The organism is Streptomyces sp. NPDC102278 (genome assembly GCF_044766345.1).
GTDB lineage: Bacteria > Actinomycetota > Actinomycetes > Streptomycetales > Streptomycetaceae > Streptomyces.
On record NZ_JBIWLV010000003.1, the window covers coordinates 338,400 to 357,886 of the forward strand.

16 protein-coding genes and 1 pseudogene are annotated in these 19,487 nt (G+C 72.9%); 12 read left to right on the forward strand and 5 right to left on the reverse strand.

Annotated features, from left to right (window positions below):
• The first annotated feature begins 493 nt into the window (after positions 1 to 493).
• The 3 genes and pseudogenes from ACIRO3_RS10580 to ACIRO3_RS10590 all read left to right on the forward strand — a co-directional run bounded on the left by ACIRO3_RS10580 (position 494) and on the right by ACIRO3_RS10590 (position 4,576).
• Complete coding sequence (locus tag ACIRO3_RS10580; RefSeq protein ID WP_404134715.1) at positions 494 to 1,186, forward strand: helix-hairpin-helix domain-containing protein; 693 nt, start codon at positions 494 to 496, stop codon at positions 1,184 to 1,186.
• A pseudogene (locus tag ACIRO3_RS10585) lies at positions 1,183 to 3,570 on the forward strand (ComEC/Rec2 family competence protein); the annotation flags it as partial. The gene ACIRO3_RS10580 and the pseudogene ACIRO3_RS10585, both read left to right, overlap by 4 nt.
• Positions 3,571 to 3,694: 124 nt before the next feature.
• On the forward strand, positions 3,695 to 4,576 hold the full coding sequence (locus ACIRO3_RS10590; RefSeq protein WP_365999218.1) for a YceI family protein: 882 nt from the start codon (positions 3,695 to 3,697) through the stop codon (positions 4,574 to 4,576).
• A 17-nt stretch (positions 4,577 to 4,593) separates the two neighbouring features.
• Here the strand turns inward: ACIRO3_RS10590 and ACIRO3_RS10595 are convergent, their stop codons facing one another.
• Positions 4,594 to 4,836 carry a hypothetical protein gene (locus ACIRO3_RS10595; protein ID WP_361784126.1) on the reverse strand — a complete coding sequence of 81 codons (243 nt, stop codon included), beginning with the start codon at positions 4,834 to 4,836 and terminating at the stop codon, positions 4,594 to 4,596.
• 76 nt (positions 4,837 to 4,912) lie between these two features.
• Between ACIRO3_RS10595 and holA the strand changes: the two genes are divergently transcribed.
• Positions 4,913 to 5,905 (forward strand): DNA polymerase III subunit delta, encoded by a 993-nt coding sequence (gene holA, locus ACIRO3_RS10600; RefSeq protein WP_404134720.1) that lies wholly within the window; start codon positions 4,913 to 4,915, stop codon positions 5,903 to 5,905.
• Between the two features lie 260 nt (positions 5,906 to 6,165).
• Here holA and ACIRO3_RS10605 read toward each other — a convergent pair whose 3' ends face one another.
• Both ACIRO3_RS10605 and rpsT read right to left on the reverse strand, forming a co-directional pair.
• Positions 6,166 to 6,639, reverse strand: a complete 474-nt coding sequence (locus tag ACIRO3_RS10605; protein WP_404134722.1) for a protein phosphatase — start codon at positions 6,637 to 6,639, stop codon at positions 6,166 to 6,168.
• A gap of 711 nt (positions 6,640 to 7,350) precedes the next feature.
• Positions 7,351 to 7,617 carry a 30S ribosomal protein S20 gene (gene rpsT / locus ACIRO3_RS10610; protein ID WP_361784135.1) on the reverse strand — a complete coding sequence of 89 codons (267 nt, stop codon included), beginning with the start codon at positions 7,615 to 7,617 and terminating at the stop codon, positions 7,351 to 7,353.
• Positions 7,618 to 7,811: 194 nt separating this feature from the next.
• On the opposite strand from rpsT, the gene lepA reads away from it, so the two are divergent.
• From lepA to hemW, 3 genes are all read left to right on the forward strand, one after another.
• A complete protein-coding gene (gene lepA, locus ACIRO3_RS10615; protein WP_361784138.1) occupies positions 7,812 to 9,674 on the forward strand; it encodes a translation elongation factor 4 in 1,863 nt (620 codons plus the stop codon).
• A gap of 273 nt (positions 9,675 to 9,947) precedes the next feature.
• Positions 9,948 to 11,840 (forward strand): AMP-dependent synthetase/ligase, encoded by a 1,893-nt coding sequence (locus tag ACIRO3_RS10620; RefSeq protein WP_404134727.1) that lies wholly within the window; start codon positions 9,948 to 9,950, stop codon positions 11,838 to 11,840.
• Positions 11,841 to 11,907: 67 nt separating this feature from the next.
• Positions 11,908 to 13,140, forward strand: coding sequence for a radical SAM family heme chaperone HemW (hemW, locus tag ACIRO3_RS10625; protein ID WP_404134730.1), 1,233 nt, complete (start codon positions 11,908 to 11,910; stop codon positions 13,138 to 13,140).
• A gap of 4 nt (positions 13,141 to 13,144) precedes the next feature.
• Here the strand turns inward: hemW and ACIRO3_RS10630 are convergent, their stop codons facing one another.
• Together ACIRO3_RS10630 and ACIRO3_RS10635 are read right to left on the reverse strand one after the other, a co-directional pair.
• Entirely contained in the window at positions 13,145 to 13,942 is a 798-nt protein-coding gene (locus ACIRO3_RS10630) for a DUF3097 domain-containing protein (RefSeq protein WP_404134733.1), read from the reverse strand.
• Positions 13,943 to 13,969: 27 nt separating this feature from the next.
• On the reverse strand, positions 13,970 to 14,701 hold the full coding sequence (locus tag ACIRO3_RS10635) for an MBL fold metallo-hydrolase (protein ID WP_404134735.1): 732 nt from the start codon (positions 14,699 to 14,701) through the stop codon (positions 13,970 to 13,972).
• A gap of 161 nt (positions 14,702 to 14,862) precedes the next feature.
• On the opposite strand from ACIRO3_RS10635, the gene hrcA reads away from it, so the two are divergent.
• From hrcA to ACIRO3_RS10660, 5 genes are all read left to right on the forward strand, one after another.
• The gene (hrcA, locus tag ACIRO3_RS10640) at positions 14,863 to 15,879 is read left to right on the forward strand and encodes a heat-inducible transcriptional repressor HrcA (RefSeq protein ID WP_361784153.1); all 1,017 of its coding nucleotides are present in this window, start codon (positions 14,863 to 14,865) and stop codon (positions 15,877 to 15,879) included.
• Entirely contained in the window at positions 15,880 to 17,019 is a 1,140-nt protein-coding gene (gene dnaJ / locus ACIRO3_RS10645; protein ID WP_361784156.1) for a molecular chaperone DnaJ, read from the forward strand.
• Between the two features lie 191 nt (positions 17,020 to 17,210).
• Positions 17,211 to 18,302 carry a nitronate monooxygenase gene (locus tag ACIRO3_RS10650; RefSeq protein ID WP_404134740.1) on the forward strand — a complete coding sequence of 364 codons (1,092 nt, stop codon included), beginning with the start codon at positions 17,211 to 17,213 and terminating at the stop codon, positions 18,300 to 18,302.
• A complete protein-coding gene (locus ACIRO3_RS10655; RefSeq protein WP_404134742.1) occupies positions 18,299 to 19,042 on the forward strand; it encodes a 16S rRNA (uracil(1498)-N(3))-methyltransferase in 744 nt (247 codons plus the stop codon). The genes ACIRO3_RS10650 and ACIRO3_RS10655 overlap by 4 nt, the downstream gene beginning before the upstream one ends.
• 85 nt (positions 19,043 to 19,127) lie before the next feature.
• Positions 19,128 to 19,487, forward strand: a complete 360-nt coding sequence (locus ACIRO3_RS10660; protein ID WP_361784165.1) for a histidine triad nucleotide-binding protein — start codon at positions 19,128 to 19,130, stop codon at positions 19,485 to 19,487.

Here is a 19,487-nt window from a genome sequence, read left to right on the forward strand (position 1 = left end):
AACGGGTGGCCGGGTTTTCCACAACGGGCTGTTCATCCACCGGAATTGATGGCTCCGAACGGAGATCGGGGCCGACCCCTACCGTCGTGCCATGACGACTCGAACGCGTACACGTACCCGTACTTCGCGGCCCGTGGGGGCCGGCGCCGGAGCCACCCGTGGACCTGGCCGAACGCACCGTTTCCACGGGCGCTTCGACGAGCCTGGGGGACGGTCGCGCGTGGGACGGCGGCCGGGACCGGATCCCTCGGCCGTGCGCCGCCGGGCCGAGGCCATGCTGACGGCTCCCCCGCCTGAGGGGGCGGACGCGGAGGTGGGATCGGATCCGGTGCCTGGACCGATGCCCGAGACGGTATCCGAAGCAGTGCCCGAAACGGTGCCCGAGAGGGTGCCCGAGAGGGTGTCCGAACCGGCGGTGGGGCGGCCGGTGGGGAATTCGTTGGCGGAGCCGGGCGAGCGCCTTGGCGCGGCGGCGGTGGGGAGTGGACCGGCCGTGGGGCCCTTGGGGCCCGGGGGGCGGGACGGGTGGCCGCTCGCGGTGCGGGAGCGGATGCCGGTGTGGCTCCAGGCGCGCTGCGGGGTCCAACCCAGGACGGTGGCCGCCGTGGCGGTGGTCCTGGTCGGGGCCGTCGGGTTCGCCGCGCAGCAGTACTGGTCGGGGAGCCCGGAGCCGGTGACGGCGCCCGCCGTGGTGGCCCCGGCCGCGAGCCCCACCCCGGCCGCGACCCCCTCCCGGGTGGTGGTGGACGTCAGCGGCAAGGTCCGGGATCCGGGGGTGCGGAGGCTGCCCACCGGCGCGCGGGTGGAGGACGCGCTGGCCGCCGCCGGGGGAGTGCGGCCGGGCACCGACACCACCGGGTTGAACCGGGCCCGGGTGCTGGTGGACGGCGAGGAGGTCCTGGTGGGCGTCCCGGCGCAGCCGACGGCGGGGGGCGGCGCCGCGGCCGGTCCGGGTCCGGGGCGGGGAGCGGGCTCAGGTGCGGGATCCGGGTCGGGACCGCTGAGTCTCGCCGGCGCCACCGTCGAGCAACTGGACGGGCTGCCCGGGGTGGGGCCGGTGCTCGCGCAGCACATCATCGACTTCCGCACGGCGCGCGGCGGCTTCCGGTCCGTGGAGGAACTGCGACAGGTCGACGGCATCGGCGAACGGCGCTTCTCCGACCTGCGTCCGCTGGTGCGGCCGTGAACGGGGTCGAGCGGTCCGGGCCGACGGATCTGCGCCTGCTCGCGCCGGCGCTGGCCGCGTGGGCCGCCTCGGCCGTCGCGCTGGGGACACCGGCCGGATGGACCGCCGTCGGGGTGGGCCTCGCGGTGACCGCGGCAGGCGTGCTGGTCCTCGTCGGGTACCGGCGGCCGGGGCGGCCGTCGTGGGGGCTCGGTACCGCCCTTGCCGCCGCTCTGCTGTGCGCGGCGGCCGGAGCCGGGGTGGCGGGGCTCCAGCGGGCCGAGGCACGCGCCGGGCCCGTCGAGGGGGCCGCCCGGGGGCACGCCCGGGTGGCGGTGGACCTCACCGTCGCGTCGGACCCCCGTACCGTCCGCGGCGGGGGCGGGCCGCCCCTCGTCACGTTGGACGCGGTGGTGACCCGGGTGACGGGCCCCGACGGGGCGCGGACCAGGGTCCAGACCCCGGTGCGGGTCCTGGCCGGGCACCCCGGTTGGGCCGGGCTGCTGCCGTCCACCCGGGTTGAGGCGGTGGGCCGGTTGGCGCCGGGCCGCGACGGGGAGCGGGCCGTGGCATTGTTCCGCCTCGGCGGCGACGTCCCGCCGCGGGTGAGCGGCGCGCCGGACGCCTCGCAGCGCGTCGCGGGGGCGCTGCGGGCCGGCCTGCGGGAAGCCACCGAGGGGCTGGCGCCCGACGCCAGGGCGTTGCTGCCCGGTCTGGTGGTCGGGGACACCTCCCGGGTGCCGACCGATCTGCACGAGGCCTTCCGGGCCACCGATCTGCTGCACCTGCTCGCCGTGTCGGGATCGAACCTGACCGTGGTGCTGTTCCTGCTCATCGGGCCGCCGGCCGCCGCGCAGCGCGCGGAACGAGGCGGACTGGCGCCCCGGTTCGGACTCTCGTTGCGGGCCACGGCCCTGTGTGGAGCGGCGCTCACCTCGGGCTTCGTGGTGGTGTGCCGGCCGGAGCCGAGCGTGCTGCGGGCCGCGGCCTGCGGGGCCGTCACCCTGCTGGCCCTCGCCACCGGGCGACGCAGGTCGCTGGTTCCGGCCCTCGCCGCCGCCGTCCTGCTGCTGTTGCTGTACGACCCCTGGCTGGCCCGCAGCATCGGCTTCCTGCTGTCCGTACTGGCCACCGGGGCGCTGCTGACCCTCGGCCCCCGGTGGAGCGAAGCGCTGCAACGGCGCGGGCTGCGGCCCAGGTTCGCCGACGCGGTGGGGGCCGCCGCGGCCGCCCAGGCGGTGTGCGCTCCGGTGGTCGTCGTGGTCACGGCTCGGGTGAGCCTGGTGGCGGTGCCGTGCAACCTGCTCGCGGAGCTGGCGGCGGGACCGGCCACGGTGCTCGGCTTCGCGACGCTCGCGGTGGCCCCGCTGTGGATGCCCGCCGCGCAGTGGCTCGCCTGGTGTGCCGGAGTGCCCGCCGGGTGGATCGCCGCGGTGGCGCGGGCCGGGTCGCGACTGCCGGGGGCGGAACTGCCCTGGCCCGGCGGGTTGCCCGGCGGTCTGCTGCTCGCCGCCGCCACGCTGGTCGTGCTGGTGCTCTGCGTCCGGTGGGGGCGCCATCGCGGGCTCTGCTCCGCGCTGGCCGTGCTGCTGCTCCTGGCCGTGCTGCGGCCCCCGCAGCTCACGCGTCCGTTCAGGGGTTGGCCGCCGCCCGACTGGACCTACGTCCAGTGCGCCGTCGGTCAGGGGGACGCCGGGGTGCTCGCCGTGAGCCCTGGTACGGCCGTCGTGGTGGACGCGGGACCGGATCCCGGCCTCGTGGACGACTGCCTGCGCGACCTGGGTGTGAGCAGGATCCCATTGCTGTTGTTGACGCACTTCCACGCCGACCATGTGGGCGGAATCTCAGGGGTGCTGCGGGGCCGTACCGTCGGGGTGATCCAGACCACCGCGCTGGCGGAGCCGCCCGCGCAGGCCGAGTCCGTGCGCCGAGCCGCGGCCGTGGACCGGGTGCCCGTCGTGACCGCCGCCTCGGGGGAGCGCCGCCGGGCCGGAACGCTGGAGTGGCAGGTGTTGTGGCCGGCGGCCGACGGTCCGGAGCCCGAGGGGCCGAACGACGCGAGCGTGGCCCTGCTGGTGCGCGCGTCCGGACTGACCCTGCTCCTGCTCGGAGACCTTGAACCACCCGCCCAGCAAGCCCTGTTGAGGAGCCATCCGGAACTGGGGCCGGTGGACGTCCTGAAGGTCGCCCACCACGGTTCGGCACACCAGGACCCCGGTCTACAGGAGCGGGTCCGGCCGAGGATCGCGATTGTTCCCGTCGGTACAAGAAACCGCTACGGGCATCCCGCGCCCGGTACGCTCGCGCGACTGCGGGCGATGGGCACGACGGTGTTGCGCACCGATACCGACGGTTCGGTGGCGATCTCCGGAAGCGGCCCGCGGCTGCGGGCCTTCCCGTCCGGACGGCGGAACAGGCGACGCGGGCATACCGGGCGCTCCCGTTCTGTTTGCCCACAACCCGACAGCATGATCGAATGCGTCTTCGCCGCAACGGTCCAAGTCCACACAGCACGGGGGTGCATCAACCATGTTCGGACGCCGACGGGGGATGGAGACGGCCGGAAGTGCCGGCTCCCAGACGACCGCCACACTCACGCTCCCGCACACCGCGCGCCTGTTGAGCTGCCGGGTCCTCGATACGGTCCACCAGCCCATCCGGCAAGCGAAGTTCGAGGTCACCGATCCGATCGGCCGACGGGTCGTCAGCGGGGAGACCGACCCGTACGGCGGGTTCACCGCGGCCGTGCCGGAGGGGGAGTACCGACTCTCGGTGACAGCCGAGGGCTACGCGCCCTTCCACGGCGCGACGCTGGTGGGGGATCCGGCGCAGCCCGGCAGCGCGGAGATCATCCTGGACGCCGTCGAGCCGCCCCTGCTGCCGGCGCCCGGCCACTGGGAACTCGACCCGACGCACTCGTCGATCGGCTTCACTGCCCGGCACATCGGCTTCGCCCGGATCCACGGCCGGTTCAGCACCTTCGCCGGGGCCGTCCGGATCGCCGAACGCATGGAGGACTCCTCCATGCACGTGATCATCGACGCGGCGAGCATCGACACCGGCCTGCGGATGCGCGACGAGCACCTGCGCTCCGCGGACTTCCTGGACGCGGCTCGCCACCCCACGGTGGAGTTCTACAGCGAGCGCTTCATCCACCGCAGTGGCAGCCGGTGGGCGGTCGCGGGCGCCTTGACCCTGCACGGGGTGAGCCGTTCGGTGACCCTGGACACCCAGTACCTGGGACACGGCACGGGCCTGGAGGGCGAGCCGCGGGCCGCGTGCCGGGCCACCGCCGAACTGCAGCGCGAGGACTTCACCCTGAACTGGCAGTCGATGCTGGCGCACGGGATCGCGGCGATCGGTTCGAGCGTGGAAGTGGCCCTGGACATCCAGATCGTGCACAAGGCGTAGGGCTCGCCCGGCGAGGCTCAGGGAGCCTCCAACCAGCCCTCGTACTCGGCGGCGAACTCGTCCAGCACGGACGAGTCGAGCCGTTCCCTGGGGTCCTCGACGACCACCAGCCACTGGGCGTCCTCCGCGTCGTCCTCACCGGCGAGGGCGTCACGGACCAACTGGGGCTCCTCGGGCACGCCGAAGCGGTCCACGAGTTCGCGCGCCACCTCCTCGGCGGCGTCGCGGTCGGGCAGGACGAGTACATGTCGCACGTTCACCGGACCATTCTCGGGTACCGCGGCAGGGGGTGCGGGGGGAGGGGGACTGTCGGTGCGGCGTGGGATGCTGGAGGCGATGGCCACCAGGAAGAACTCCACCGACGATCCGCTCGCCCCGCTCACCCTCGCGGTGGGGCAGGAGGATCTGCTGCTCGACCGCGCGGTCCGGGAAGTGGTGACGGCGGCGCGCGCCGCCGATGCCGACACCGACGTGCGGGACCTGTCCTCCGAGCAGCTCCAGCCCGGCACACTGGCCGAGCTGACCAGCCCCTCCCTCTTCTCCGAGCGCAAGGTCCTGGTCGTGCGGAACGCGCAGGACCTGTCCGCGGACACGGTGAAGGAGGTCAAGGCGTACCTCGCGGCGCCGTACGAGGAGATCATCCTCGTCCTCCTCCACGCCGGCGGTGTCAAGGGCAAGGGGCTGCTGGACGCGGCGCGCAAGGTGGGCGCCCGCGAGATCGCCTGCCCGAAGATGACGAAGGCCGCGGACCGGCTGGCCTTCGTACGGGGGGAGTTCCGGACGCTGGGGCGCGCGGCCACCCCCGAGGCCTGCCAGAACCTGGTCGACGCCATCGGCAGCGACCTGCGGGAACTGGCCAGCGCGGCCGCGCAACTGTGCGCGGACGTGGAGGGCACCATCGACGAGGCCGTGGTCGGGCGCTACTACACCGGTCGCGCGGAGGCCTCCAGCTTCACGGTCGCCGACCGGGCGGTAGAGGGCCGGGCAGCCGAGGCCCTCGAAGCCCTGCGCTGGTCACTGTCCACCGGGGTGGCGCCGGTACTGATCACCAGCGCCCTGGCACAGGCGGTCCGCGCCATCGGCAAGCTGGCCTCGGCCCCGCGCGGGGCCCGCCCGGGTGACCTCGCCCGGGACCTGGGCATGCCGCCGTGGAAGATCGACCGGGTCCGGCAGCAGATGCGGGGCTGGTCGGCGGACGGCGTCTCGGACGCCCTGCGCGCGGTGGCCGCTGCCGACGCGGGCGTGAAGGGCGGGGGCGACGACCCCGAGTACGCGCTGGAGAAGGCGGTCGTGGCGGTGGCCCGAGCGGCCCGCCCGAACCGCCGATAGCCGCCGGCGGACTATCGGTTCCCGCGGCTGCGGCTGCGGCAGCGGCTACGGCTATGGCTGTGGCTACGGTTGCGGCTGCGTGCCGCTGACGCTGTTCCCGTTTCCGCGCCGTCCGGTTCCCCGCCCGCTGCCCGTTTCGGCGGGTCCGGGGTCCGGAGTGCGGGGAGGCGCCATGAGGCGGCGGACGGTGTTCCGTGCCGGGCCGTGCGGTGCCTGGTCCGGCGCTTCTTCGTACCGGTGGCGCGGGTGCGGCCGAGGGCTCAGGTCCGGTTGGCGGGGGCCGGTGTTTCCGGTAGTGAGGGCGGCCCCTGGAAGCTGCGGGCGTAGTGCCTCTGCCAAGGGGTCTCGACGGCGCGCGGGTGGTAATTCCGCCGGACGAACTCCACTACTCGTTCTGCCGGGACGCCGTCCAGGACCGCGAGGCAGGCCAGAGCCGTGCCCGTGCGACCGCGACCGCCCGCGCAGGCGAGTTCGACGCGATCCGTGGCGGCCCGCTCCCAGGCCCGGGCGAGGAGTTCACGGGCACGCGAACGATCGGACGGAAGCCGGAAGTCGGGCCGGCGCAGCCACTCGGCCTCCCAGGCGACCTGTGGTGGTGGCGAGCCCAGCAGGTACACGGCGTACGTCGGTTCCTGGCCGGCCGGTAGGGGCCGGCTCAGCCCGCGCCCCCGGACGAGCCGCCCCGAGGGCAGGCGCAGGATGCCCGTGTCGGTCGAACTCCATGGCTCGGTCATCAGCCCAGGCTAGCCGGCCCCGGTTCGACGGGCGCCGGCCTGCCCCTGGGCCCCGGGTGATGCCCGGACCTGCGGTCCGCCCCGCCCCGTCGCGGCCGAGCCCCGCCATGGCCTGGCGGCTCTGCTCCGCCCCCCTCCGCCACTGCCCGCCGGCTCCGGCCCGCGACGCCCTCGTAACAGGCCCAGCTCACCGCCCTGCCCTGGGGGACTCTCACGCGCCGGCATCCCGACCCCCGCCCCCGCCGCCGAGCCGGCGGCTGCCCCCGACCCCCGCCAAGGGCGCCCGCCCGGCCTCCGCCCCCGGTACCCGCCGCCCTCGACGCTGGGTCGCCCCCGGTACCCGCCGCCGAGCCGGCGGCTGCCCCCGACCCCCGCCAAGGGCGCCCGCCCGGCCTCCGCCCCCGGTACCCGCCGCCCTCGACACCGGGTCGCCCCCGGTACCCGCCGCCCTCGACACCGGGCCGCCCCCGGTACCCGCCGCCCCCGGCCCGCCCCACCCGCCCGGCGCCCCCCACCCGCCGTACGTGCGGGCCCGGGGCCGGGAAAGGCGAAGGCCCCGGCGGCACCCTGGGGAAGGGTGGCCGTCGGGGCCTTCGGTCGTTCTGGTTGCGCCGCACCCGCGTGGCGAACGCTTCGCGTGCGGCGCGGAGTGCCGGTCAGGAGCGGGAGAGAGGGCCCGCTGGATTCCTACCCGGCGATCACATCAGGAGCTCAGCCCTGGAGGGAGGCAACCTTGATCGCCAGCGCCGACTTCTTGTTGGCGGCGGCGTTCTTGTGGATGACACCCTTCGAGACAGCCTTGTCGAGCGCACGCGAAGCGTCGCGGGAAGCCACGGTGGCCTTCTCGACGTCGCCCGCGGCCACGGCCTCGCGGGCCTTGCGGATCGCGGTCTTGAGCGAGGACTTGACGGCCTTGTTGCGCAGGCGCGCCTTCTCGTTCGTCTTGTTCCGCTTGATCTGGGACTTGATGTTCGCCACGAAAGAGCCTTTGCAGGTTCAGAGTTTGATCTTCGGATTGCGTCTCGAACGCCATGAGGCCATACGAGACACAGCTGCTCAGGCTACCAGGCACGCTCCTGGCGGCCCAAACCGGGCGCATGCCCCCGTCCATGGGACCATGGAGCGTATATAGAGACGACTTCCCGACTACGACCCGAGAATCAGGACACTGCGTGCCCGCGATCCCCAGCCACGTGCCCGAGCCGAGCCGTACCGACCCGGCGCTGATCCGCAATTTCTGCATCATCGCGCACATCGACCACGGCAAGTCGACGCTCGCCGACCGGATGCTCCAGCTCACCGGCGTCGTCGACCAGCGGCAGATGCGCGCCCAGTACCTCGACCGCATGGACATCGAGCGTGAGCGCGGCATCACGATCAAGTCGCAGGCGGTCCGTCTGCCCTGGTCGCCCACCGAGGGCGAGGGCAAGGGCAACACGCACATCCTGAACATGATCGACACGCCGGGACACGTCGACTTCACCTACGAGGTCTCGCGCTCCCTCGCCGCCTGCGAGGGCACGGTCCTGCTCGTGGACGCCGCGCAGGGCATCGAGGCCCAGACCCTCGCCAACCTGTACCTGGCGATGGAGAAGGACCTGGCGATCGTCCCGGTGCTGAACAAGATCGACCTGCCGGCCGCCCAGCCGGAGAAGTTCGCCGAGGAGCTCGCGAACCTGGTCGGCTGCCAGCCCGAGGACGTGCTGCGGGTCTCCGCGAAGACCGGGCTCGGCGTGGACGCGCTGCTCGACAAGATCGTGGCCACGGTTCCGGCCCCGGTCGGCCCCAAGGACGCCCCCGCCCGCGCCATGATCTTCGACTCGGTCTACGACTCGTACCGCGGTGTCGTCACCTACGTCCGTGTCGTGGACGGTCAGCTCAACAAGCGCGAGCGCATCCGGATGATGTCCACCGGCGCGACCCACGAGCTGTTGGAGATCGGCGTCTCCTCCCCGGAGATGACCCCCTCCGACGGCATCGGCGTCGGCGAGGTCGGCTACATCATCACCGGCGTGAAGGACGTCCGTCAGTCCAAGGTCGGTGACACCATCACCAGCCTGCACAACGGCGCCACCGAGGCGCTCGGCGGCTACAAGGACCCGCGGCCGATGGTCTTCTCGGGCCTGTACCCGCTCGACGGTTCTGACTACCCGGACCTGCGCGAGGCCCTGGACAAGCTCCAGCTCAACGACGCCGCGCTCGTCTACGAGCCGGAGACCTCGGCGGCGCTGGGCTTCGGTTTCCGCGTCGGCTTCCTCGGCCTGCTGCACCTGGACGTGGTGCGCGAGCGGCTGGAGCGCGAGTTCGGCCTCGACCTGATCGCCACCGCGCCCAACGTGGTCTACCGGGTCGTCCTGGAGGACGGCAAGGAGGTCAGCGTCACCAACCCGAGCGAGTTCCCCGAGGGCAAGATCTCGGACGTGTTCGAGCCGGTCGTGCGGGCCACGCTGCTCGCGCCCTCCGAGTTCATCGGCGCGATCATGGAGCTGTGCCAGCAGCGCCGCGGCACGCTCCTCGGGATGGACTACCTCTCCGAGGACCGGGTCGAGATCCGCTACACGCTCCCCCTCGCGGAGATCGTGTTCGACTTCTTCGACCAGCTGAAGTCCAAGACGCGCGGCTACGCCTCCCTGGACTACGAGCCCACCGGCGAGCAGGCCTCCGGACTGGTCAAGGTCGACATCCTGCTGCACGGCGACAAGGTCGACGCCTTCTCCGCCGTCACGCACAAGGACGCGGCCTACGCCTACGGCGTGCGCCTCGTGGCCAAGCTGCGCGAGCTCATCCCGCGGCAGGCCTTCGAGATCCCGATCCAGGCGGCCGTCGGCTCCCGGGTCATCGCCCGCGAGACCATCCGCGCCATCCGCAAGGACGTCCTCGCCAAGTGCTACGGCGGTGACATCTCCCGTAAGCGGAAGCTGCTGGAGAAGCAGAAGGAAGGCAAGAAGCGGATGAAGATGGTCGGCTCCGTGGAGGTCCCGCAGGAGGCCTTCATCGCCGTCCTCTCCAGCGACGAGTCCGGCAAGAAGAAGTAGCGGACGCCGGACGGGTGTAAAGCGCGGGTCAAGAAGCGCGCCCGTCCCATGTCGTGAGAAACGGGCCCACATGCACACGCATGGGGGCCCGTTTCGTTATGAACCGGCCGCTCGCCGCCTCTTACGCGTCGGGCGGGCGGCCTCTAGTCTGATCACTGCTTGATGGTTACTCGCCAGTCACAAACTCGCCAGCCGTAACGCGCAGGTCCCCACCCGCCCGTCCCAAGCGCCCCACGCCCACGCCCTGCCGCGTGGACCGGTCCGGAGGATGTCGTGAGCGACACACAGACCTTGATCGAGAACCGCCCGCCCACCGTGGCGGCCCTCTTCCTTGAGCGCGTCGCGGCCACGCCGAACGCCGAGGCCTACCGCTATCCGGTCCCCGCGGCCGGCGGCTCGGGGGGACCCGACGACTGGAAGTCGCTCAGTTGGGGACAGGCGGCCGAGCGGGTGTTCGCCATCGCCGCCGGCCTCGCGGACCTCGGACTCCAGTCGGAGGACCGGGTCGCGCTCGCCTCCAACACCCGGGTCGAGTGGATCCTGGCCGACCTCGGCGTGATGTGCGCCGGCGCCGCGACCACCACCATCTACCCGAGCACCAACGGCGAGGAATCGGCGTTCATCCTCGCCGACTCCGAGAGTCGGGTGCTGATCGCCGAGGACGCCAAGCAGCTGGCCAAGGCCCGCGCCCACCGCGGTGACCTGCCCCGCCTCGCCCATGTCGTGGTGCTGGAGGCCGAGGACGCCGTCGCGCACGACACGGACCCCGAGGGCTGGGTGCTCTCCCTCGCCGACCTGGAGGCGCGCGGCAGGGAGTACCTCGCCAAGCACCCCGAGGCGATCAAGGAGCGGATCGGGGCGATCACCGCCGACCAGCTCGCCACCCTGATCTACACCTCCGGCACCACCGGCCGCCCCAAGGGCGTGCGGCTGCCGCACGACAACTGGTCGTACATGGCCAAGGCCACCGTCGCGACCGGCATGATCAACTCGGACGACGTCCAGTACCTGTGGCTGCCGCTCGCGCACGTCTTCGGCAAGGTGCTGACCTCCGGCCAGATCGAGGTCGGCCACGTCACCGCCATCGACGGCCGGATCGACAAGATCATCGAGAATCTGCCGATCGTGCAGCCGACCTACATGGCGGCCGTCCCGCGCATCTTCGAGAAGGTCTACAACGGCGCCGCGGGCAAGGCGCGCGCCGCCGGCGGGGCCAAGTACAAGATCTTCATGTGGGCGGCCGGCGTTGCCCGCGAGTACGCCAAGGTCAGCCAGGACAACTTCCGGCGCACCGGCAACGCGTCCGTCCCCCTCGGCCTCGCCACCCGGCACAAGGTCGCCGACGCGCTCGTCTTCTCCAAGCTCCGCGACGCCTTCGGCGGAAAGCTGCGCGCCGCGATCTCCGGCTCCGCGGCCCTCGCCCCCGACATCGGCTACTTCTTCGCCGGCGCCGGCATCCACATCCTGGAGGGCTACGGCCTCACGGAGTCCAGCGCGGCCTCCTTCGTCAACCCCGGCGAGGCCTACCGCACCGGCACCGTCGGCAAGCCGCTCCCCGGCACCGAGGTCCGCATCGCCGACGACGGCGAGATCCTGCTGCGCGGCCCCGGCATCATGCAGGGCTACCACGGACTGCCGGACAAGACCGCCGAGGTGCTGGAGGCCGACGGCTGGCTGCACACCGGAGACATCGGCGAGCTCTCCCCGGACGGCTTCCTGCGCATCACCGACCGCAAGAAGGACCTGATCAAGACCTCGGGCGGCAAGTACGTCGCCCCGGCCGAGATCGAGGGCCGGTTCAAGGCGATCTGCCCGTACGTGTCCAGCATCGTGGTGCACGGCGCCGACCGGAACTTCTGCTCCGCGCTGATCGCCCTCGACGGACCCGCCATCCTGACCTGGGCCGCCGATCACGGCCTGGAGGGCAAGACGTACGCCGAGGTCGTGGCCGCGCCGGAGACGGTACGGCTCGTCGAGACCTACGTGCAGACCCTCAACGAGGGCCTCCAGCGCTGGCAGACGGTCAAGCAGTTCCGGCTGCTGCCCCGCGACCTCGACGTCGAGCACGGCGACCTCACCCCGAGCCTCAAGCTCAAGCGGCCGGTCGTGGAGCGCGAGTTCAAGTACCTCATCGACGAGATGTACTCGGGCTCGAACGAGGCGTAGCCCCCCGCCGCGGCGGTCGCGGTCGCGGAGCGTAAACGACCTTCGGGCGGTGCGGGACAATGGGCTCATGCCTTCCGCACTGCCCGACGGTGAACCCATGCCCGAAGACGGCTCGCTGCCGTCGCACGCCCTGGCGGGCGCCGGCGAGCGGCCGCTCGGCTTCTACCTGCACGTCCCGTACTGCGCCACGCGCTGCGGGTACTGCGACTTCAACACCTACACGGCCACCGAGCTGCGGGGTACCGGCGGCGTGCTCGCCTCCCGCGAGAACTACGCCGACACCCTGATCGACGAGGTCAGGCTGGCGCGCAAGGTCCTCGGGGACGACCCGCGGGCCGTCCGTACCGTGTTCGTCGGCGGCGGCACGCCCACCCTGCTGCCCGCCGGGGACCTCGTGCGGATGCTCGCCGCGATCCGGGACGAGTTCGAGCTGGCCGAGGACGCCGAGATCACCACCGAGGCCAACCCGGAGTCGGTGGATCCGCGCTACCTCGCGGAACTGCGCGCGGGCGGCTTCAACCGGGTCTCCTTCGGCATGCAGAGCGCCAAACAGCACGTCCTGAAGGTGCTCGACCGCACCCACACGCCCGGGCGCCCCGAGGCGTGCGTCGCGGAGGCGCGGGCGGCCGGTTTCGAGCACGTGAACCTCGACCTGATCTACGGCACGCCCGGCGAGTCCGACGAGGACTGGCGGGCGACGCTGGCGGCCGCGCTGGGGGCCGGGCCGGACCACATCAGCGCGTACGCGCTGATCGTGGAGGAGGGCACGCAGCTGGCCCGACGGATCCGCCGCGGCGAGGTCCCGATGACGGACGACGACGTGCACGCCGACCGGTACCTGATCGCCGACTCGGTGATGGCCGAGGCCGGCTACTCCTGGTACGAGGTGTCGAACTGGGCCACCTCCGACGCCGGGCGCTGCCTGCACAACGAGCTGTACTGGCGCGGCGCCGACTGGTGGGGCGCCGGCCCCGGGGCCCACTCGCACGTGGGCGGGGTGCGCTGGTGGAACGTGAAGCACCCCGGCGCCTACGCCGCGGCGCTGGCCGAGGGCCGGTCCCCGGGCGCGGGGCGGGAGCTCCTGTCGGACGAGGACCGCCGGGTCGAGCGGATCCTGCTGGAACTGCGGCTCGTGGACGGCGTCCCGCTGTCGCTGCTGGCCCCCGCGGGCCTGGCGGCGTCCCGACGCGCCCTGGCGGACGGACTGCTGGCCCCCGGCCCGTACGAGGCCGGCAGCGCCGTGCTGACCCTGCGGGGGCGGCTGCTGGCCGACGCGGTGGTCCGGGACCTGGTGGACTGACGCGTCAGGCCGTGACGTGGTCGATCAGGTGCTCCACCGCTCCCAGCAGGGTCGGCTCCAGATCGCGGTACGAGGTCACCTTGGACAGGATGTGCTGCCAGGCGGCGCCCGTGTTCGGCGGCCAGCCCAGCGCCCGGCAGACGCCCGTCTTCCAGTCCTCCCCGCGCGGGACCACCGGCCAGGCCGCGATCCCCAGGGCGGACGGTTTCACCGCCTGCCAGACGTCCACGTAGGGGTGGCCGACGATCAGGACGTGCGGGGAGGTCACCTCGGCCGCGATCCGGGACTCCTTGGACCCCGGCACCAGGTGGTCCACCAGGACGCCCAACCGGGCGTCCGCGGCCGGCGCGAAGTCCGCCACGATCGTCGGCAGGTCGTCGATGCCCTCCAGGTACTCCACGACCACGCCCTCGATGCGCAGGTCGTCGCCCCAGACCCGCTCCACCAGCTCGGCGTCGTGGCGGCCCTCCACGTAGATCCGGCCCGCCCGGGCCACCCTGGCCCGGGCCCCCGGTACGGCGAGGGAGCCCGAGGCCGTACGGGCCGGGGCGGCCGGGGCACGGGACGGGCGGGTCAGGGTGACCACCGCCCCGTCCAGCAGGAAGCCGCGCGGCTCCAGCGGGAACACCCGCCGCTTGCCGAAGCGGTCCTCCAGGGTCACCGTGCCGGCCTCGCAGGACACCACCGCGCCGCAGAAGTCCGTACCGGCCACCTCGACCACCAGGTCGGGGTCCGCCGGCACCTCGGGCACGGCCTTGGCGCGCTTCCACGGCGGAGTCAGGTCGGGGGAGTACTCACGCATCCGGCGACCGTACGAGAGAGCCCGGGCTCACGCCCCCGACACGCCGAACCTCGTTGCCAGTGTGTCGCGTTGCGCACGGACGAAGGCCGCGTCCACCACCGCTCCGTGACCCGGCACGTACAGCGCGTCGTCACCGCCCAGCGAGAGCAGCCGGTCCAGGGCGGCCGGCCATTGCCCGGGCACCGCGTCCGAGCCGGCCTGGGGTTCACCCGACTCCTCGACCAGGTCCCCGCAGAAGACGACCTCCCGTTCGCCCGGCACGAAGACCGCCAGGTCGTGCTGGGAGTGCGCGGGACCGAGGTTCGCGAGCAGCACCTGTACGGCGCCCAGGTCCAGCGTCCGCTCGCCCGACACCGGGTGTCCCGGCGCCACGACCAGGTCGGCGGCCTCCGCCGCCTCCGCCGCGTCCAGCCCCTGCGCGGTCGCGCTCTGCCGCAGTTCCTCGCGGCCCGTGGGCGTCGACAGCACCTTGTCCAGGCCGACCGCGCCGTGGAACTCGGCGCCCGCGAACACGGAGCCGCCCAGAACGTGGTCGAAATGTCCGTGCGTGAATGCGATATGGGTCACGTGCCGGCCGGTCAGCCGCTCCGCCTCGGCCCGCACCCGCGCACCCTCCCGCACGCACGAACCGGGGTCGACGAGAAGAACCGAATCGTCGCCCACCACCAGCCCCACGGTGCAGTCCCACACCGGCAATCGACGCCTTCCGACCCGTCCGGTCAGCCGTTCCCAGCCCGCCTCTTCCCATTGCACGTCCATGCCGCGACGCTACCCTGGCGGGCCGCCCTTGCCTCCCGCGTACCACCCGGCCGTACACTGACCGGGGGATCTCTGGCACTCGAAAGCGCAGAGTGCCAACAAGGCCCGCAAGGGACCGACCGACGACCGAAGACGACCGACCGCATCTGGAGGTGTGCGCGATGCTCAGCGAACGCAGACTCGAGGTGCTGCGCGCCATCGTCCAGGACTACGTCGGGACGGAGGAGCCGGTCGGCTCCAAGGCGCTCACCGAGCGGCACCGCCTCGGCGTCTCGCCCGCCACCGTGCGCAACGACATGGCGCTGCTGGAGGACGAGGGCTACATCGCCCAACCCCACACCAGCGCCGGTCGGATCCCCACCGACAAGGGCTACCGGCTCTTCGTGGACAGGCTGGCGGGGGTCAAACCACTGTCCACCCCGGAGCGGCGGGCCATCCAGAACTTCCTCGACGGCGCCGTCGACCTCGACGACGTCGTGGGGCGCACGGTACGGCTGCTCGCCCAGCTCACCCGGCAGGTCGCCGTGGTGCAGTACCCGTCGCTGACCCGCTCCACCGTCCGGCACGTCGAGCTGCTGTCGCTGGCGCCCGCGCGCCTGATGCTCGTGCTGATCACGGACACCGGGCGGGTCGAGCAGCGGCTGGTCGACTGCCAGACGCCCTTCGGGGACACCTCGCTCGCAGATCTGCGGGCGCGGCTCAACAGCCGGGTCGTCGGCCGTCGGTTCACCGACGTGCCGCCCCTGGTACAGGACCTTCCGGAGTCCTTCGAGAGCGAGGACCGGGCGACGGTCAAGGCCGTCCTCGACACCCTTCTCGAAACGCTCGTGGAGGAGGCGGAGGAGCGGCTGATGATCGGCGGCACCGCCAACCTCACACGGTTCGGACATGACTTTCCCCTGACGATCAGGCCCGTCCTCGAAGCACTGGAGGAGCAGGTCGTGCTCCTCAAGCTGCTGGGCGAGGCCAACGAGTCGGGGATGGCCGTGAAGATCGGGCATGAGAATGCCTACGAGGGACTGAACTCCACGTCCGTCGTCTCGGTCGGCTACGGTTCGGGCGGCGAAGCAGTCGCCAAACTCGGCGTGGTCGGACCGACCCGCATGGACTACCCCGGAACGATGGGAGCGGTACGCGCAGTGGCACGTTACGTCGGACAGATCCTGGCGGAGTCGTAAGTGGCCACGGACTACTACGCCGTTCTCGGCGTGCGCCGCGACGCATCGCAGGACGAGATCAAGAAGGCCTTCCGTCGCCTCGCGCGCGAACTCCACCCGGACGTGAATCCGGACCCGAAGACGCAAGAGCGCTTCAAGGAGATCAACGCGGCCTACGAGGTGCTCTCGGACCCGCAGAAGAAGCAGGTCCACGACCTCGGCGGCGACCCGCTGTCCTCCTCGGGCGGCGGCGGCGGAGCGGGTGGCTTCGGAGCGGGTGGCTTCGGCAACTTCTCCGACATCATGGACGCCTTCTTCGGCCAGTCCCAGCAGCGCGGACCGCGCTCGCGGACCCGCCGGGGCCAGGACGCCATGATCCGCCTCGACCTCGAACTGGACGAGGCGGCCTTCGGGACGACCAAGGACATCCAGGTCGACACGGCCGTCGTCTGCACGACCTGCTCCGGTGAGGGCGCCGCCCCCGGCACCTCGGCGCAGACGTGTGACATGTGTCGCGGTCGCGGTGAGGTCTCGCAGGTCACCCGGTCCTTCCTGGGCCAGGTCATGACCTCGCGGCCCTGCCCGCAGTGTCAGGGCTTCGGCACCGTGGTCCCCACCCCGTGCCCCGAGTGCGCGGGCGACGGCCGGGTGCGGTCCCGCCGCAGCCTCACGGTCAAGATCCCCGCCGGTGTCGAGAACGGCACCCGCATCCAGCTCGCGGGCGAGGGCGAGGTCGGCCCCGGCGGCGGCCCCGCCGGCGACCTGTACGTGGAGATCCACGAGCTGCCGCACCCGACCTTCCAGCGGCGCGGGGACGACCTGCACTGCACGGTCACCCTCCCCATGACGGCGGCGGCCCTGGGCACCAAATGCCCGCTGGAGACGCTGGACGGCCTGGAGGAGATCGACATCCGGCCCGGCACCGGCTCCGGTCAGGCGATCCCGCTGCACGGGCGCGGCGTCACGCACCTGCGCGGCGGCGGGCGGGGCGACCTGATCGTCCACGTCGAGGTCACCACCCCCGGCAAGCTGGACGCCCAGCAGGAGGACCTGCTGCGCCAACTGGCGAAGCTGCGCGGCGAGGAGCGGCCGATGGGCCAGTTCGCGCCGGGCCAGCAGGGTCTGTTCAGCCGCCTCAAGGACGCGTTCAACGGCCGCTGACCGGCCACTCGCGGTACCTCGCACGAGCCCGATCCGGGGATGTCCCGGGTCGGGCTCGATGCTGTGCGGAGCGGCGGGACGGCGGCGGATCGAGCGACCTCGGAGCGGGACCGGAAGCGGACCGGAAGCGGACTATGCCAGGCGAATGCGATGATTCGGCCCGGTGCGCGGGACGTGGCACGATGCAGTCCATGTCCTCCTCGCCGAACGGTCTGACCCCTTACCCGATCGTGCAGGCGCCCATGGCGGGCGGCGCCTCCTGTCCGCCGCTGGCCGCCGCCGTGTGCGAGGCGGGCGGGCTGGGCTTCCTCGCCGGCGGCTACAAGACCGCCGACGGGATGTACCAGGAGATCAAGCGGCTGCGCGCCCTCACCCGACGTCCGTTCGGCGTCAACCTCTTCATGCCGCAGACCGGCTATGTGGACCCGGCCGAGATCGAGACGTACCGGGGACAGCTCGCGGGCGAGGCCAACTGGTACGAGGTGTCGCTGGCCGAGGAGGACATCATCGGCACCTCCGACGACGGCTACGAGGCCAAGCTCGCCATCCTCGTCGAGGACCCCGTCCCCGTCGTCTCGTTCACCTTCGGCTGCCCGCCGGCCGCCGTCTGCGCCCGGCTGCGCGAGGCCGGCACGTACACCGTGGTCACGGTGACCTCGGTGGAGGAGGCCCGCGCCGCCCAGGCGGCGGGAGCCGACGCCGTCTGCGTCCAGGGCGTCGAGGCGGGCGGCCACCAGGGCACGCACCGCGACGACCCCGAGATCGACGGCACGGCGGGAGTCGGACTGCTCGTGCTGGTCGCCCGGGTACGGGAGGCCGTCGGCCTTCCGATCATCGCTGCCGGCGGATTGATGCGCGGCACGCAGGTCGCCGCGGTGCTCGCGGCGGGCGCGGAGGCCGCCCAGCTCGGCACGGCCTTCCTGGCGTGCCCCGAGTCGGGCGCGCACCCCCTGCACAAGAAGGCGCTGACGAACCCGCTCTTCCCGCACACGGAACTCACCCGGGCCTTCTCCGGCCGGCCCGCCCGGGGCCTGGTCAACCGCTTCATGCGGGAACACGGCCCGTACGCCCCGGCCGCCTACCCGCAGGTCCACCACCTGACCTCGGGCCTGCGCAAGGCGGCGGCCGCCGCCGGGGACCCGCAGGGCATGGCCCTGTGGGCGGGGCAGGGCCACCGGCTGGCGCGGGCGCTGCCGGCCGGGGAGCTGATGGAGGTGCTGGCGGCCGAACTGGCCGAGGCGCAGAGCGCGTTGAAGGTGTTGCAGATGAGGAGAGCGTCATGACGGCCCCCGTGTTCGTGGTCGAAGAGGTCCCCGCGGGGCCCGAGTTCACCCTGGAGGGCCCCGAGGGCCGGCACGCGGTGTCGGTCAAGCGGCTGAACCCCGGCGAGGCGGTGGTCCTCACGGACGGCCGGGGCCACTGGGCCGAGGCCGTGGTGAAGGCGACCGAGGGCAAGGACCGGCTCGTCGTCGCCGTGTCCGGGGTCTTCGAGGAGCCGGCGCCCGCCGTCCGGATCACCGTCGTGCAGGCCCTGCCGAAGGGCGACCGGGGCGAGGTCGCGGTGGAGACCATGACCGAGACCGGCGTCGACGCGATCGTGCCCTGGCAGGCCTCGCGCTGCATCACCCAGTGGCGCGGCGAGCGGGGTGCCAAGTCCCTGGCCAAATGGCGCAACACGGCCCGGGAGGCCGGCAAGCAGTCCCGCCGGGTGAGCTTCCCGGAGGTGGCCGAGGCCCTCTCCACCAAGCAGGTGGCGGCGCTGCTCGCCGAGGCCGACCTGGCCGTGGTCCTGCACGAGGACCGCGACGCCCCCTCCGGAGCGCTGGCGACGGCCGAGCTGCCGTCGTCCGGATCCGTCGTCGTGGTCGTCGGACCCGAGGGCGGGGTCTCGCCGGAGGAACTCGCGGCCTTCGCGGAAGCCGGCGCCCTGCCGTACCGGCTGGGTCCCTCGGTACTGCGCACCTCCACCGCCGGCACCGCCGCGGTCGCGGTCCTGCTGGCCCGCACGGGGCGCTGGGGCTGAGCGGCCGGGCCGTAAGCCCCCGGCCGGGGCGGGGGCGGCGGCGGATACGATGCCGGGAACGATCACCTCCACGGAAGGCTCAGCAATGGCCGGGGAACCCCAGGCGGACTGCCTGTTCTGCAAGATCGTCGCGGGTGAGGTCCCCGCGACCGTCGTCCGGGAGACCGAGACGACCGTCGCCTTCCGGGACATCAGCCCGAAGGCGCCCACGCACGTGCTCGTCATCCCGAAGGTCCACTACCCCGACGCCGCCTCCCTCGCGGCCGCCGAGCCCGGTGTCGCCGCCGACGTGCTGAGCGAGGCGGGCCGGATCGCCGCGGACGAGAAGGTCGACGACCAGGGCTACCGGATCGTCTTCAACACCGGCGCCGGCGCCGGGCAGACCGTCTTCCACGCGCACGCGCACGTCCTCGGCGGCCGCGGCCTCCAATGGCCCCCCGGATAA

Bases quoted from the DNA above. Each gene is read 5' to 3' on its own strand.
- hrcA (WP_361784153.1), top strand. From the start codon at position 14,863: ATGCTCAGCGAACGCAGACTCGAGGTGCTGCGCGCCATCGTCCAGGAC.
- ACIRO3_RS10660 (WP_361784165.1), top strand. From the start codon at position 19,128: ATGGCCGGGGAACCCCAGGCGGACTGCCTGTTCTGCAAGATCGTCGCG.
- ACIRO3_RS10655 (WP_404134742.1), top strand. From the start codon at position 18,299: ATGACGGCCCCCGTGTTCGTGGTCGAAGAGGTCCCCGCGGGGCCCGAG.
- ACIRO3_RS10635 (WP_404134735.1), bottom strand. From the start codon at position 14,701: ATGGACGTGCAATGGGAAGAGGCGGGCTGGGAACGGCTGACCGGACGG.
- hemW (WP_404134730.1), top strand. From the start codon at position 11,908: ATGCCTTCCGCACTGCCCGACGGTGAACCCATGCCCGAAGACGGCTCG.
- ACIRO3_RS10650 (WP_404134740.1), top strand. From the start codon at position 17,211: ATGTCCTCCTCGCCGAACGGTCTGACCCCTTACCCGATCGTGCAGGCG.
- ACIRO3_RS10630 (WP_404134733.1), bottom strand. From the start codon at position 13,942: ATGCGTGAGTACTCCCCCGACCTGACTCCGCCGTGGAAGCGCGCCAAG.
- ACIRO3_RS10590 (WP_365999218.1), top strand. From the start codon at position 3,695: ATGTTCGGACGCCGACGGGGGATGGAGACGGCCGGAAGTGCCGGCTCC.
- holA (WP_404134720.1), top strand. From the start codon at position 4,913: ATGGCCACCAGGAAGAACTCCACCGACGATCCGCTCGCCCCGCTCACC.
- ACIRO3_RS10605 (WP_404134722.1), bottom strand. From the start codon at position 6,639: ATGACCGAGCCATGGAGTTCGACCGACACGGGCATCCTGCGCCTGCCC.